This is a genomic window from Acinetobacter sp. 24-47-62 (assembly GCF_056779765.1).
Map to the genome: position 1 here is coordinate 26725 of NZ_JBWYIN010000012.1, position 16104 is coordinate 42828.

Annotated in this window: 14 protein-coding genes and 1 tRNA gene; 11 read left to right on the forward strand and 4 right to left on the reverse strand. The window is 37.9% G+C overall.

Annotated elements, in window-relative coordinates; genetic code table 11:
• Window positions 1-82: 82 nt before the first annotated feature.
• Window positions 83-1159, forward strand: a complete 1077-nt coding sequence (locus AC1M87_RS10565; RefSeq protein ID WP_180028226.1) for a nitrilase-related carbon-nitrogen hydrolase — start codon at window positions 83-85, stop codon at window positions 1157-1159.
• Window positions 1160-1207: 48 nt separating this feature from the next.
• Here AC1M87_RS10565 and AC1M87_RS10570 read toward each other — a convergent pair whose 3' ends face one another.
• From AC1M87_RS10570 to cysS, 4 genes are all read right to left on the reverse strand, one after another.
• The gene (locus AC1M87_RS10570) at window positions 1208-1867 is read right to left on the reverse strand and encodes a cupin domain-containing protein (protein WP_481593661.1); all 660 of its coding nucleotides are present in this window, start codon (window positions 1865-1867) and stop codon (window positions 1208-1210) included.
• A 230-nt stretch (window positions 1868-2097) separates the two neighbouring features.
• Window positions 2098-2589 (reverse strand): hypothetical protein, encoded by a 492-nt coding sequence (locus AC1M87_RS10575; RefSeq protein WP_481593662.1) that lies wholly within the window; start codon window positions 2587-2589, stop codon window positions 2098-2100.
• Window positions 2590-3424: 835 nt separating this feature from the next.
• A tRNA-Gly gene (locus AC1M87_RS10580) sits at window positions 3425-3500 on the reverse strand.
• A gap of 64 nt (window positions 3501-3564) precedes the next feature.
• On the reverse strand, window positions 3565-4986 hold the full coding sequence (cysS, locus tag AC1M87_RS10585) for a cysteine--tRNA ligase (protein WP_481593663.1): 1422 nt from the start codon (window positions 4984-4986) through the stop codon (window positions 3565-3567).
• A 213-nt stretch (window positions 4987-5199) separates the two neighbouring features.
• On the opposite strand from cysS, the gene AC1M87_RS10590 reads away from it, so the two are divergent.
• The 10 genes from AC1M87_RS10590 to AC1M87_RS10635 all read left to right on the forward strand — a co-directional run bounded on the left by AC1M87_RS10590 (window position 5200) and on the right by AC1M87_RS10635 (window position 16068).
• A complete protein-coding gene (locus AC1M87_RS10590; RefSeq protein WP_179999591.1) occupies window positions 5200-6174 on the forward strand; it encodes a KpsF/GutQ family sugar-phosphate isomerase in 975 nt (324 codons plus the stop codon).
• Window positions 6175-6177: 3 nt separating this feature from the next.
• Window positions 6178-6717 (forward strand): KdsC family phosphatase, encoded by a 540-nt coding sequence (locus tag AC1M87_RS10595; protein ID WP_035266365.1) that lies wholly within the window; start codon window positions 6178-6180, stop codon window positions 6715-6717.
• 39 nt (window positions 6718-6756) lie between these two features.
• The gene (gene lptC / locus AC1M87_RS10600) at window positions 6757-7302 is read left to right on the forward strand and encodes an LPS export ABC transporter periplasmic protein LptC (protein ID WP_481593664.1); all 546 of its coding nucleotides are present in this window, start codon (window positions 6757-6759) and stop codon (window positions 7300-7302) included.
• Between the two features lie 25 nt (window positions 7303-7327).
• A complete protein-coding gene (lptA, locus tag AC1M87_RS10605; protein ID WP_481593707.1) occupies window positions 7328-7858 on the forward strand; it encodes a lipopolysaccharide transport periplasmic protein LptA in 531 nt (176 codons plus the stop codon).
• Entirely contained in the window at window positions 7858-8604 is a 747-nt protein-coding gene (gene lptB, locus AC1M87_RS10610; protein ID WP_481587670.1) for an LPS export ABC transporter ATP-binding protein, read from the forward strand. Before lptA ends, lptB begins: the two co-directional genes overlap by 1 nt.
• A gap of 1425 nt (window positions 8605-10029) precedes the next feature.
• The gene (locus AC1M87_RS10615; protein WP_481593708.1) at window positions 10030-11436 is read left to right on the forward strand and encodes a TolC family outer membrane protein; all 1407 of its coding nucleotides are present in this window, start codon (window positions 10030-10032) and stop codon (window positions 11434-11436) included.
• Window positions 11433-13568: a type I secretion system permease/ATPase gene (locus AC1M87_RS10620; protein ID WP_180028218.1), complete on the forward strand. Its 2136-nt coding sequence runs from the start codon at window positions 11433-11435 to the stop codon at window positions 13566-13568. The genes AC1M87_RS10615 and AC1M87_RS10620 overlap by 4 nt, the downstream gene beginning before the upstream one ends.
• Entirely contained in the window at window positions 13565-14752 is a 1188-nt protein-coding gene (locus AC1M87_RS10625; protein ID WP_035266373.1) for an HlyD family type I secretion periplasmic adaptor subunit, read from the forward strand. Before AC1M87_RS10620 ends, AC1M87_RS10625 begins: the two co-directional genes overlap by 4 nt.
• Window positions 14753-14861: 109 nt before the next feature.
• A complete protein-coding gene (locus AC1M87_RS10630; RefSeq protein ID WP_481593665.1) occupies window positions 14862-15464 on the forward strand; it encodes an IMPACT family protein in 603 nt (200 codons plus the stop codon).
• Complete coding sequence (locus AC1M87_RS10635) at window positions 15442-16068, forward strand: acyltransferase (protein ID WP_481593666.1); 627 nt, start codon at window positions 15442-15444, stop codon at window positions 16066-16068. The genes AC1M87_RS10630 and AC1M87_RS10635 overlap by 23 nt, the downstream gene beginning before the upstream one ends.
• The last annotated feature ends 36 nt before the right edge of the window (window positions 16069-16104 follow it).

Here is a 16104-nt window from a genome sequence, read left to right on the forward strand (position 1 = left end):
GTTTTTGAACTTGCATAATTATCAGCACACTGATAATTTTTAAGTACATTAAAAAAACTGAATGGATTTAGAGGAAAACAAAATGATCAAACCTTATGGTGTAGTAGGATTAGTTCCAACAATATGGGGCACAAGTTGTAGAGCAGATATTATGAAAAATATCTCTCATTTAGAGGAACTTACATCCGGTGCATTATGGTTGAGTTCTTTAGATATTCCAGTAAGACTGTTGGTTCTCCCAGAGGGAGCATTACAGGGCTTCAACGATGAAGCACTCGATGTTGATATTCAAGAATTCTTGGATGATGGTGCGATCGATATACCAGGCCCTGAAACAGATCGTTTAGGTGAATTAGCTAAAAAGCATAATGTTTTTATCATGGCGCAAGCCAAAGCTAAAAATGAGGATTGGCCAGGCATTATGTTCAATGTCGGATTTATTATAAATCCTCAAGGCGAAATTATTTTAAAACACCACAAAATGTCTGCTTTATTGCCATGCGAGCGTTCAGCATCACCTCATGATTTGTATGATGAGTGGGTAAAAAAATATGGCGAAGAGCTTCAATCATTTTGGCCAGTAGTTGATACGGAAATTGGTCGATTGGGCATCATGATGGCAATGGAAGGTAATTTTCCAGAAAATGGTCGAGGCCTAGCGATGAATGGTGCTGAAGTGGTCTATCGTGCATCTTTACCAGCTTCATTTACTGAAAATGATGTATTTGAAATCTCCAATCGTGCTCGTGCTTTAGAAAATAATATGTATGTAGTAGCACCTAATATTGGTGGGATGTATCTTGATGAAAATACATTAGCACCGATCGATTGTGGTGGTGGTCTTTCTATGATTGTGGACCATAAGGGTAAAATTGTGGGTAAACAGCATGATACTAATGGATCTACCTATGTGACTGGTGTAGTCGATATTGAGGCACTTCGTTATCATCGTACACACGCTCAGGTGACCAATTGGATGAAAGATATACGTGCAGAATGCGCACAATTAATTTATAAAAATAATATATATCCTAAAAATTTGTATTTACAGCAAAAACAGGGACATCACGACGAATATAAAGCAGAAGTGATTGATAAGCAAATTCAGAAGCTTATTGATATGGGTGTCTGGAAAAAAAGCGCATATGATGAGTCTTAATCAATGCACTAGCTTAAAAACCCAATAATGTATTGGGTTTTTTTGGGTTTATATATTTTTTAAATGATCTTTTTTTACATAAATCAAAGCGCCAGAACCACCTGCTTTGATTTCAATACGATGTTGAATCGGAAACCTCATCCACGAACCGGCTGAATAATTTCGTTCATTCATCACCAATTTACCTTTGATAATGAAAATTTCAATACCGTTATGATATGTTGATTCGAAAAATTGTTGGCTTTCGAGTTTTTCGAGAAAGGTGTGTTCATGCTCAGATTGAAACAGTTGGCAAATCTTTCTGTTGTTAAAATAGGTCCAGTTTCGCTCGTCACGAGTATCAATTCGGGTAGCTACTTTTTCTTCTTCAGACATTTGCATGAGTTTCACCAAGATCAGACATCCATCTAAGCTCGAGACAATATGTTTAGAAAGGTGAGGATTTCGCATATACCATCCAGATGGATAGTGCTGATGATCATCTTCAGTAAAAGTCCCGTTTAACACTAGAACTTCTTCACCGAAGGGGTGTTGATGCTCTGGGAACTGAGAATTTGAAGGGAACTCAACTAGGCTGGTTGCTCTTGCTTGTTCTAAGCCAACACGATCAAACATCATTCGTTTAACTTCGCCTCTTGGGGATTGAATCCATTGATAATCCTCTGGAGTAATTATTACAGGTTGAGAGAAGTCAGCATTTAATCTCATGCTTTTAGCCTAAAAAAGAGCATTAAAGTAATTAATATTATCAAAAAAAGCGTGAATGTAAGATGAAAACCTGTTCAAGTTCGAGAGTGATTGCGCGTGGAGCAACTTTGACTTTGGTCGGCTAGCTTCTCTTTTCTCCTTCCAATAATTTAATCTAGGTCGACTTTATTTGAGAATCTAAGTCAATAAAAAAGCACTTTATAAGTGCTTAATTGCAACATAAGAATGAACTAGTTCGGGATATTTGATTGTTTTACGATACATGGATATTCAAACGTTCCAGCGGTAGTATCTTTTAATAAATTTGACCAAAGTTTATTTTTGGTATTAATCCAACCATAAATATCTTCATAGAACTCCGAGTTTAAATTAGCTTTTTCAATATAAGATTTATTGAGTAGAAATTTAGTCATTAAGCACATAGAGTTAAGCTCAACAGGATTACGATCTTTTTCTAGACTGAAGTTATTTTTGGCTTCTTTTTCATACTTACGAAGCAGAGTTGCTTTTAGAAGAGTAGATTCGAATAACTCCATTGTTAAATTATTTGGGGAGGTTTGATTAGCTAAAGCAAAAATATTTCCATCAATACGTAACATTGTAGGTAAAAAACTTGCTTGAATATCCACTTCTTGTTGAAGTGAAGGCGATGAATTACATCCAGTAGCAAACAATGCAGCAGTTAAAATAGTAACTATTAATAAATGTGAATTTTTAAGCATCAGGATAAATTCCTTGTTCAGCTAAAACCTTGAGCATTTTTGAATTATAATCTTGGTTGAAGAGTAATTTACACATTGCTCGGTTGATTTTTTCACCACTATTTTTTATCTATAATACTGCCGCACTAGCCATTACAACACTAATATTAAGATCATCTAAAGTCCCTTTGAGTCCAATCAGATCTTGAATAGCGAAAGTTTTCCAAACCTGGTTTTAAACTCATGACTTTTAAATTCTGCAAAGATTAATGTTGCTTCTTTCACAACACTTTTTTTAAATATTTCTGAAAGAGAACGTAAATTCTTGTGTGGTAGCTTATTGCAGATAATAGATTCTCATGTGGTGAACATCATGTTCTAATCCAAAACGAATTGCTAATGTGTATTCTAGCTTATTTGTATTTGCTACGTGTTTCCATATATGAGTAAGTATCACGGTTGAACTATTTAGTTGGTGATTAGACTTTAAAAAGAAAATGCTTGACTGACAGAACATTTCAGTTTCATTAGCGTAGCCCTCCCATGCATTAGCATTACTAAGAACTGATTCCGTGTTTGGACCTAATTTTTCAGTGCCTTAAAATTAATATGTGCAAGACTATTACTAACTATAATAGCTGAAACTATTGTTTTGCATTAATACAGTAATCGATTTCTAAATTTTTGGTTTCTAACCTTTCATTTAAATCTCATTTTTTAAAATAATTTGTCTGTTACCTGTATTGTTGAAGTGTTCAATTGACTCATTCAAATAATTTAATCTAGGTCGACTTTATTTGAGAATTTAAGTCAATAAAAAAAAGCCTCAATCTTTCGATTGAGGCTTTTAAAATTTTGGAGCGGGAAACGAGACTCGAACTCGCGACCCCAACCTTGGCAAGGTTGTGCTCTACCAACTGAGCTATTCCCGCAATATGGTGTGAATTATAGTGATTTTGCACACCCTGTCAACACTTCCAAAACTTAATTGATGAATTAATCAGCACGTCGCCATAAAGTTCCTTGACGCGTATCTTCAAGTACAATGCCTTGATCAAGAAGATTTTGGCGAATCTCATCTGCACGTGCAAAGTTTTTCTCTTTCTTGGCATCTTTGCGTTGTTGGATGAGATCTTCAATTTCATCATTACTCAAAGATGAGCTTTCTTGACCAATATCTGATTTTAGGAATTCATCAACATTATGTTGAACAAGACCTAAGATATTGGTCAGATGGCGCAAGGTGGCATAATATATGGCCGCCTGTTCAGCAAGTTCGTCTTTTACGGCACGATTTAATTCTTTATTGATTTCAAACAGTACCGCAATCGCTTCTGATGTGTTGAAATCATCCCGCATTGCTGCATTAAACTTTTCAACGAGTGCTTCATCGTATTGCGAATTAATTTCGGCACCATATATCTGTTGATATGCTTTAAATGAATGATAAAAACGACTTAATGTGTTTTTAGCTTCTTTAAGCGCAGTATCAGAAAAATTCACAGGGCTACGATAGTGTGATGAAACGATAAAGTAACGAATAACTTCAGGATGGAATTTTTCCATGACATCGCGAATCGTGAAAAAATTGCCTAAAGATTTAGACATTTTTTCACCATCGACATTGATAAAGCCTACGTGCATCCAATAGTTTACATATTGTTCGCCAGTTGCAGCTTCACTTTGTGCGATTTCATTTTCGTGATGGGGGAAGGTTAAGTCAGAACCACCACCATGGATATCAAAATGATTACCAAGGCAACATGTAGACATTGCTGAACATTCGATATGCCAACCTGGACGACCATTCCCCCAAGGAGATTTCCAAGAAGGTTCATTTTCTTTTGCATGCTTCCATAGCACAAAATCGAAAGGATGTTTCTTTTCAACTTCAACATCGACTCGTTCGGAAGCACCTGCTTGCATGTCTTCGAGTTTACGACCAGACAGACGCCCGTATTTTTTAAATTTTTCAACTTCGAAGTACACATCGCCGTTTGACGCAGGATATGCAGTGCCATTATTGACCAAAGTACCAATCATATTTTGCATTTGATCGATGTACTCTGTCGCACGTGGTGCTTCATCAGGTGCCAAGCATCCTAAATTGGCAGCATCTTCATTCATTGCCTGAATAAAGCGATCAGTGAGTGCTGTAATGCTTTCACCATTTTCATTTGCACGTGCAATGATTTTGTCATCAATGTCAGTAATATTGCGAATATATTTAACTTTCCAACCTTGGCTACGAAGAAAACGAATAATATAGTCAAATGCAACCATAACCCGAGCATGACCGATATGACAGTAGTCGTAAACTGTCATCCCACAGACATACATATCAATATGTCCTTCTTTGCGTGGTACAAACTCAACTTTTTTTCGTTGCTCTGAGTTATATAGAACAAATGGTTGCATAGGTCTTCAAAAAGCTAAAAAAATGGTGGTTCATCTTAACCTAAGGCTTATCTTTCACAAAGTTTTATGCGTAAAAAATCTATGCAAATGAAATTTATACATTTAAGAAAAAGATACTTGCATGCTTATGTTAATATATGAAGAATAATTTAATGATTGAAATTGTGGCTGAATCCAGCCTCAAGGTGCCCAGATTTGAATTCTGAAAATACTATATATCCAATTGATTTTCAAAAGGTTGCAAAAGAAACCTTGGAGATTGAGCGTCAAGCTTTATCGGTACTATCCAATCAGATTGATGATCGTTTTTCCCAAGCATGTCAAATTATCCTACAGTGTCAAGGTCGTTTAGTGGTCACTGGTATGGGGAAATCTGGTCATATCGGTCGAAAAATGGCTGCAACATTTGCATCAACAGGAACGCCGTCTTTCTTTATGCATCCAGGTGAAGCTGGCCATGGTGATCTAGGGATGTTAGTGCGTGGAGATGTACTGATCGCGATTTCGAACTCTGGTAAAAGTGACGAAATCATGATGTTAATGCCACTCATCAAACATTTGGGTGTGCCACTGATTACAATTTCAGGTGATGACCGTGGACCAATGCCACAGAACGCTGATGTTGCGCTCACACTTGGTCATATTCAAGAGGCATGCCCATTAGGTTTGGCACCAACTTCAAGCACGACAGCGACTTTAGCTTTAGGTGATGCTTTAGCGGTTGCTTTACTTGAAGCACGTGGATTTACTGCAAATGATTTTGCGATGTCGCATCCAGCTGGTGCACTCGGTAAACGATTACTGTTGCATGTTAAACATCTGATGCACGTGGGTGAATCTCTACCAAAAGTTTCACCAGATACACCAATGAATAAAGTTCTATACGAAATATCTAACAAACGTCTCGGATTAACCACAATTGTGGATGAAAATGATGTTTTGTTAGGTATATTTACGGATGGTGACTTGCGACGTCTCATTGATAAGCAACAAGGTTTTGATGTTAATCTTGCTGTATCAAAGGTTATGATTGAAAATCCTCTAACCATTTCACAAGAAGCAAGAGCGGTTGAAGCGCTAGAGCAAATGAATGCTAAAAAAATCAATCAATTTGTAGTAGTCAATGATGCCAAACAAGTGATTGGTGTGATTAGCATGCACGATTTAATTCAAGCTGGGGTAAATTAATTCATGGCATCTTATGTATTGTTAGAACAAGCACGACATATCGAAGCGTTGGTTTTGGATGTGGATGGTATTCTAAGTGATGGTTTTGTAACGTTGACGAACTCAGGTGATGAAATTAAGTCATTTGATATTCGTGATGGACTTGGGATGAAACTTGTTCAGCAAGCTGGAATTAAAGTTGTCATTATTACCGGTCGCCAAAGCAATATTGTGACAAAGCGTATGAATGATTTAGGTGTAGACTTAGTTTATCAGGGGCGTGAAGACAAAGGGACTGCCTTACAGCAAGCTTGTACGCAACTGGGTTTAAAACCAGAAGATTGCTTGTATATGGGGGATGATTGGCCAGATTTATCAGCTTTTGCGATTGCGGGAATGAAAGTAACAGTGCCAAATGGTCATGTTGAAGTTCGTCGTCGTGCAGACCTTGTAACCCAAGCTTATGGTGGTCGTGGCGCTGTGCGTGAAATTTGTGACATGTTATTGTTGTCAAAAGGGGTTTACCATGAACTTCTTGAAAAATATTTGGCTGTAACGCATTAATACACAGTTGATATGAACGCTGAATATAGTTGATGATTTATGGATACTAAAGTTTTATACATTACTGCTGTTATTGTCGCTGCTATAAGTGGTGGCTATTATTATTACAGCGGTAAAGGGAAAAAATTAGAGGGTTCATCCGCTCAATCGATGACATATTCAGCAAAGAATATTAATCTTTTGCAAACTGATGAAAAAGGCATGCTTTATGTTAAGGCTACAGTGGATGAGCTGAACCAAGATATGAAACAGAAAACATCAAGTTTGCAGAATTTAAATGCCAGCATGTTTACTGATAATGTAGAAGACGCTACGTTTTATGCTAAACAAGCACATGGTTTCAATGACAATGAGAAGATTGTGTTATCTGGAGATGTTGTTGCAACCAAGCAAGGAGAAATGGGCAAAATGGTTTTTCGAACCGATGCGCTTACAGGATATCCAAAAACAAGAAAGCTTGAAACATCTGAGCAAGTTACTGTACAAACACCAAATGCAGATTTTGTCAGCCAAGGCTTAGAAGCAGATTTGAATGAAGGTCAGTACGATTTTAAAAATATTCGAGGAAAGTATGCACCAAACTAAACCTTCTTATTTATCAGGTTCGAAAATGCTTAAAGCAATAGCAATGGTGGCACTCAGTTCTATTTCTGTTATGGCATTTGCATTGCCAAGTGATCGTAATCAACCCATCATGCTTTTAGCTGATCGTGCGACCTATAATGACAAAACAGGTATAACGACCTATGTGGGGAATGTTTCTGTTGAACAAGGTACTTTCAAGTTAAATGCAGCCTCTATAGTTGCTAATCTCAATGCCAATCGCCAAATTAGCTCGGTAAATGCGTCAGGTTCTCCTGCAAAGTTCCAACAACAATTAGAGTCTAAACGTGGCATTGCACGTGGTGAAGCCTCTAAAATTGTATATAACGCTGATACAGGCATTATTACTTTGTCGGGCAATGCATATTTGTATCAAGATGGCGCAAGTATTCGTGGGAACACTTTGCGTTACAGTATGAATAAGGGGGATATCGAAGTTGTAGGCGGTGGCAGTAGTGAAACGGGTAGTTCAAAAGGTCGCGTACAAATTATAATTCCTCCTTCTGCCTCAAAATCATTCTCTGGAGTACGTGATTAATGAGCGTCGATGAATCACCAATCCAAACATTAAAAATTAAACATCTTGCCAAAGTTTATAGTAAACGCTGGGTGGTGAAAGATGTTTCATTTAGTATGCAGAGTGGTCAAATTGTTGGTTTGCTTGGACCGAACGGGGCGGGAAAAACGACAAGCTTTTACATGGTAGTCGGACTGGTTCGAATGGACAAAGGTGAAATTCATTTAGATAATCTTGATCTTTCGGATCTTGCAATGCATGAGCGTGCTCGTCATGGAATTGGTTATTTGCCACAAGAGGCTTCAATTTTTCGTAAATTGAGTATTTCAGATAATATTATGGCGATTCTTGAAACGCGCAAGGATCTTAATAAGCAACAACGTAAAGAGAGACTTCAAGAGTTATTAGAAGACTTTAAAATTACACATATTAAAGATTCTTTGGGGATGAGTGTGTCAGGGGGGGAACGTCGCCGTGCTGAAATCGCTCGAGCATTAGCCGCAGATCCTAAGTTTATGCTCCTTGATGAGCCTTTTGCTGGGGTAGATCCAATTTCTGTAGGTGATATCAAAGATATCATTCGCAATTTAAAAGAACGAGGAATAGGTGTGCTTATTACAGATCATAACGTTCGCGAAACGCTCGCGATTTGTGAGCATGCTTATATTGTCAGCGAAGGATCTGTCATTGCGGAAGGAACACCAGATCAAGTACTTATGGATGAAACTGTCCGTAAAGTTTATTTAGGTGATGATTTCACAGTTTAAAAAAATAGTGTGATATCTATAAAATAATGTTGTTTTATAGATATTTAGACTGTAAATTAACTCAAACAAATCGTAAGTTTACAATTGACGCAGAAATAATATAAAAATCATTGTAGAATACGATTGATTTTATGTGACGTAGTTCACACTTTTTAATAGAGATTACAAGTGGCTAAACATCAATTAAGTCAGAAGGATATGGGGTATATCACGCTGTTTGCGATCAGTTTATGTGCGACACAAGTACATGCTGAAGATGCAATCGCTCCTCTAGCAATTGACGATACCCAACGTGCACTATCAGCAGAATTACAAAAACCCAAAATCAATTTTAGTTTGGAAAAAAAGACTGTTGAAGATATACCTGAACAGCTTGAAAAGCCACGTTTTAAATTATTCCAATCGAAATCCAAAATCTCGAAAGAGCAAGTGAAAGAACAGGTTCTTGTTCCTAAAGTTATTGAACAAGTTCCTGATTTAGACGACATAGTCGAAAATGAAATTGCTCAAGTTAACACTATACCTTTATCTAATTCGCAGTCTCAGAATGAGTCGAAGGTAAAGACTCAAAAGAAATCTTTCTTTGCATTTGTTAAGCGTGAAAAAGCGGCATCTGAACCAAAAGTATTGCTGCCAAAGGTAAAGCAGGATATTGAAGAGGCTTCAGCGCCAAATGTTCTAAAACCTACTATTTCATCTACTGTACAACCCGCTACTAAAGACACTCGTCAGGTTTTAAAACCGCTTAAACCAAAGATCCAAAATCAACTAACAGAATCTTTAATTGACGCGCAACACGCAAAATTACTAGAAAATGAAACATCGGTTTCAGAAGACAAAACAGAAAAACCAAAAAGTAAACTCTTTACATTTATTGGGAATATAGGCAAAGATAAAACTAAGTTGGATGAGGGTCATCACCAAGCTACTGGCAATGTTTCAAATACAAAAGTTTTGACACCGACTTTACAAAAATCGGTGAGTGAATCTTCATTGAAAGTGTCTAGTACACCAAAACCGAAGATTGTTAATGATCAACAAATTAACAGCCAAAACAACTTGCTACAAGCTCCACCTTCAACTGTAGCGAAAGTTGAACATCGTCAAAGTCTTGTATCTAAAGCCAAAGCTTTTTGGCCTTTTAAATCAGGTTCTCATAATAAGTTAGAAACACAGAATGTAATTGAGCGTCCAAACTTGATCGTTCAGCAACAGACTAGTGCTTTGGCTGTAAATAAACCTACAATTGTTTATTCAAAACCAATAGAGCAGAAAGCGAAAATATCTGAACAATCGCAGTCGATTAAGCCAGTTGTAAATATTAAGCCTAAAGCTGATCAAGTCGTCTCTGAACAAAAATACAATACGGTGAATGCTGAACCTCAAGCAAAGAAAAAATTCAGTTTAACTGCATTAAAATCAAATATGGATCAGTTTTTTAAACCTAAAGCTGATGATGACTTTAGACAAGTTAAGTTAAATGAACTGAGTGATTTTAGCTTTGATCCTAAACAGGTCGAACAATTGCCTGTGATAACGACACAGGCTTCGCCTAGTGCTCCAGTATCTTTGATGCCACTTGTGAATGGTACGGCTGATAAACAAACGTTAAGCTTATACGATGCGATTAAGATTGCAGTAGCTAGACATCCTGAAGTGACACAAAGTGTTTCTTCACTCGCATCACAAAATGCATTTATTGATGTTGCTAAAGCCGGTTATTACCCACAGTTGAGTGCAGGTGTTTCAACTGGAGATATGACTTCAGGAGAAAGAGGGCGTCAATTATTTAATGTCAATGCGACACAACTACTTTTTGACTTTGGTAAACAAAAATCACTAGTGAGTACAGAAGAAGCCAAGTTACAGTTGAGCCAAGCTCAAGTTCTTGTCACAATTGACCAAATTGCTCTTGAAGTGGCTTCTGCCATTGTGAATATTAAGCGATATGAAGAAATTACACGTATTGCACGTGAGCAAATTGCTGGTATATCACGAATCCGAGAAATTGCTAACTTACGTGCAGAGGCAGGTATCAGCAGTCAGGCCGATCCAATTCAAGCGCAATCATATTATGAATCTGCACAATCAAATTTAATTCTGCAAGAAACACAGCTCAATGTATTTAAACAACGACTTAGAACTTTGATGGGAACAGATATATCAAAATATAACTGGGAGATACCTGAGAGTTTAATTAAGGCTTCAGATATTTATTCAGAGCCAAAGTTTAACGAAATTCCGAAAATGATGGCTGCCAAAGCTGAAGTTGATGTTGCAGAATTAGAAAAAAAACAAACTCAATTGAGTCGTTATCCTACGTTAAATGTTAAAGGTACATTGAGTCAAGCAGTCAACGGACGTAATCCTAATAACAATCAAGACGATGGAACAGATAGTTCTATTATGCTTGAAGCAAATAGTACTTTCTTCCAAGGTGGTGCAATTAGTTCACGCAGTCGTGCGGCATCGTTTGCAGAAGAAGCTGCCAAAGCAAAAGTAAATGCAGTTTATTTAGAAACAATTGATGAAATTCGTCGTGCTCAAGAGCAAGTAGAAAGTAAACAGCGACAAATGAAAGTATTGATTGATCAACAAGCGACATCAGTCAGAACGAAAGAGTTATATCAAGAACAATATAAACTTGGCACTCGTACAGCTGTTGATCTTTTAAATGCTGAGCAAGCGATTCACCGTTCGAATTCAGATATTGAAACTGCACGTTATGATATTTATGAAAACTTAGTTCAATATATTGCCGCTTCTGGTAAGAGCCGCGATGTATATCAACTTAATAATTTGACCATTCAAGGGGTAGAATTGAAACCATGAATACAAGAATAAATTATCAACCATGGTTACAAGGTGTCCTGACGGTTGCACGTCATTATCGAATTGAAACCTCTGCTGAACGTATTCGCTTAGAACTAAATTGGAATCAGAACCAGTCAGTCGATGACATCTTGGCAATTATGACACGCCAAGTAGGTTTACATGTCCGTAAAGTGGATTTTAGCCCTGATATTTTAAATCCGTGGCGTTTACCGGTATTGGTCGGATTTAAAGATGGGCAAGTTGGCGTCATTGATCGTGCAGATGCACAAGGTAACGCAAGTGTTCAACTGAGCGGTGATGAAGGGTTAGCGCAGACATTTTCAGTAGATACATTATTAGATGTCATCGACTCAGTCTATATTTTAAGACCAGAAACCTCAGTACCTGATGCGCGTATTGACGAATACATTAAACCATATGAAAAAAACTGGTTTTGGGAAATTGTATTACGCGATTGGAAACGCTATATCGATATTATGTTTGCATCATTGCTTGCAAACGTATTAGCACTCGCGACAATCGTCTTCTCGATGAATGTGTATGACCGAGTTATTCCAGCACAATCTATTCCAACCTTGTGGGTGCTGGCAGGTGGTGTATTACTTGCTGCAATCTTTGAATTCGCATTGAAATACTCACGATTAATTCTTTCAGATATGATTGGTAAGCGTGCGGATTTAAGAGTCTCGGATCGGGTCTTTGGTCATGCTTTACGTATTAAAAATAGTGAACGATCTAAATCCACGGGAACGTTTATTTCACAAATTCGTGAACTAGAAGGTGTGCGTGAGCTTGTAACATCTACAACAATTACCGCCTTTGCTGATTTACCATTCTTCTTCCTGTTCCTTGGTATTTTTTGGCTTATTGGTGGCAATCTTTTCTGGGTAATTTTGGTGGTTGTACCGCTGATGATTATTCCAGGGCTTTTGGCGCAAAAAAAATTAGCGCAATTGGCTAAAGAGGGTATGCGTGAGTCATCAATACGAAATGCGATTCTCGTTGAAGCTGTTCAAGGTATTGAAGATATTAAACTGCTACGTGCAGAGTCCCGCTTTCAAAATCAGTGGAATCACATGAATGATGTTTCAGCTTCTATCAGCATGAAACAACGTAAAATTGTAGGCGTATTGAATCTTTGGACTCAAAAATTACAGGGATTGACCTTTGCAATTGTAGTATTGGTGGGTTGTTTTGCGGTAATGGATGGAGAAATGACCACTGGTGCGTTAGTGGCATGTTCGATTCTATCATCACGTATGTTAGCGCCAATTGCACAGGTAACTGGTGTTCTTGGTCGTTATCAGCAAGCCAAAACGGCGAAAGAAAGTCTTGATGAATTAATGAGTAAACAGGTTGACCATCCTGAGCGTTCACAATTGATTCAGCGATCAGTGCTCAATGGTCATTATGAATTAAATGGTGTGGTCTTTAAATACGGCGAAGAAGATCCTAAACCAAGTGTTGTGATTCCTAAACTTGAAATTAAACCAGGTGAAAAAATTGCGATTCTTGGGCGTAACGGTGCAGGTAAATCGACCATTCTTCAATTACTTTCAGGTATGCAAACCGCAGTTCAAGGTAAAGTTCAATTAGATAATATTGATATTACCTTGTTGGACCCATCGGACGTTCGTCGTGACGTAGGTTTGTTGAATCAAAATGCGCACCTATTCTTTGGTACAGTCAGAGAAAATTTAACGTTAGGTGCACCATTAGCTACCGATGATGATTTATTAAAAGCACTTGCTGTAACAGGTGCACTCAACTTCATTCAAGAAAAGAAAGAAGGACTAGATCATATTATTTTAGAAGGTGGTGTCGGCTTCTCAGGTGGACAGCGTCAGGCACTTTTATTGTCAAGACTCCTCATTTGTCAGCCAAATATTCTGTTGTTAGATGAGCCTACAGCTGCGATTGATGATGTATCTGAAAAACAATTAATTGATCATATGAAGAACTGGCTTGGACATCGCACATTGGTTGTGGCAACCCACCGCCGTGCAGTTTTAGAGTTAGTGGATCGTATTATTGTGGTGAATGATGGTCGTATCGTTATGGATGGCCCACGTGATCAAATTTTAAATAATTCTGGCCAGCAACAAGCAAATTCAGGGGCTAAATCATGAGCGAAGAATTAAAACAACAACGTTCATTAAAAGTGTCTCAGTTAGAGCCACCATTACCGAAGGTCAGTATTACGATTTGGATTATTGGTCTGGGTTTGCTTGCACTCATTATTTGGGCAGCTATTTTCAAACTTGAAGAAGTTTCTAATGGTACAGGTAAAGTGGTTCCAACTTCTAAGGAACAAGTGATTCAATCTTTAGAGGGCGGGATTCTAACCAAACTTGAAGTTAAAGAAGGTGATATTGTTGAAAAAGGGCAAACCCTTGCTCAACTTGATCCGACACGATTTGCTTCAAATGTGGGTGAATCAGAATCGTTACTACTGTCATCGCAAGCAACAGCTGCGCGTTTACGTGCGGAAGTGAATGGTGGTCCACTGGTATTTCCAGAATCAGTTCAAAAAATTCCAAAATTGGTTGCTGAAGAAACTCAGCTTTATCGTTCTAGACGTGCCAATATGGAAGAATCTATTGCTGGCTTAACGCAAGCACTTACGTTAGTTCAGCAAGAATTGAGAATGACAGAACCGCTTGTTGCCAAAGGTGCTGCGAGTGAAGTTGAAGTTTTACGTTTAAAACGTCAAGCAAATGAATTGACCAACCAAATTAACGATATTCGTAACCAGTACTATGTGCAGGCACGCGAAGAGTTATCTAAGGCGAGCACTGATGTCGAAACTCAACAACAAGTGATCAAAGGTAAATCTGATAGTCTGAATCGTACAATCTTTAAAGCACCAGTCCGCGGTGTAGTGAAAGAAATTGATGTGATGACTTTGGGTGGTGTTATTCCTCAGAATGGTAAGTTGATGACCATTGTCCCTTTAGATGAACAACTTTTAATTGAGGCGCGAATTTCACCGCGTGATATTGCATTTATTCATCCTGGACAGGAAGCTTTAGTTAAAATCACTGCTTACGATTATTCAATCTACGGTGGCTTGAAAGGAGAGGTAACAGTCATTTCTCCTGATACGCTACGTGATGAAGTTAAACAAGATCAATTCTATTATCGTGTGTATATTCGTACTGATTCAGACAAGCTTTATAACAAAGCTGGGCAAGCTTTCCCAATCACGCCGGGTATGGTATCAACGGTTGATATTAAGACAGGTCAAAAAACGATTCTTGAATACCTGTTGAAACCATTCAATAAGGCGAAAGAAGCGTTACGCGAACGATAATCTCTATTTTTTCAGTCTGTTTAAAACCCAATCAATGATGTTTTGATTGGGTTTTTTAATATGATTGAATCACGCATAATGTATTTGAGTTCAACCTTTGTAATTTACCATGCCATTTACTCTTGCTCAGACTTATATCTATGAAGAAGATATTAAGAAAAGCCGTTTTCAGGCGATCACCGCACCTGTGGAAAATGAACAGGATGTAAAAGAATTTTTAAACCAGTATTTTGATGCCTCGACGACCCATCAATGCTGGGCATGGAAAATTGGGCATCAAGTCCGTTTTAATGATGATGGAGAACCTACAGGAACAGCTGGAAGACCCATACTTGCAACGATTGAAGGGAATGAGCTCACTAATATTATTGTATTGGTAAACCGCTGGTATGGTGGTATCAAACTCGGAACTGGAGGCTTGGTACGAGCATACGGAGGTGTAGCAGGGCAATGCTTATTACAGGTCGAAAAAATTGAACTCATCGATAAGAAAACTGTAAATTTTAAATGCCAATTTAATGAGTGGTCTATTTTTCAATATGAGTTAAATCAACAAAAAATTGAATATATTGAAGAATATGTTGATTCTGGAGTATTGATTACTGCACGTATGCAAATTCATGAAATTGAGCCGTTTAAACTGAAAATCCAAGATGTGACTCGTGGACGTGAGCAATTGAATATAGAGGATGTCGAACGTGACGGAACATGATCCTTTACTCAAGTACCGAGAACAGCATAAACATCGTTTGAATTACATGCCTTGGTTATATTGGTCACTCAAGGCAAAGCATCGTGAATGGGCAGAAGCTTGGCAAAAAGATTATCAAGCCTATTTAATGGATATGGAGACTGTTGAAATTGGGAAAAATTGTTTCATTTCCCCTTTAGCCCATATTTTTGCTGAGCGTGGTCGGAAGATTATTATTGGGGATAATACTTTTATTGCCGCGGATTGTACCTTGCATGGTCCTTTAGAAATTGGGTCTGAAGTCGCCATTAATCATCATTGTATTTTAGATGGTGGACGCGTTGGGATTAAGATTCATGACCAAGTACGGATCGCAGCTTATTGTCATCTTTATGCCTTTGATCATGGCATGAGTTTAGATCAACCTATTTACCAGCAAGCAGTACGCTCAAAAGGCATTGAGATTCATCGTGATGTTTGGTTAGGGGCGCATGTGGGTATAAAAGATGGCGTGACCATATATGAACAGGTGATTGTAGGTATGAATAGTATGGTGACTCAAGATATTCAGGCAAGAGAAGTTGTTGCAGGGAATCCAGCTCAATTTATACGAATGCGTGAATAATTCGTAACGCGAAAGATTGAATTAAATTACATAAAC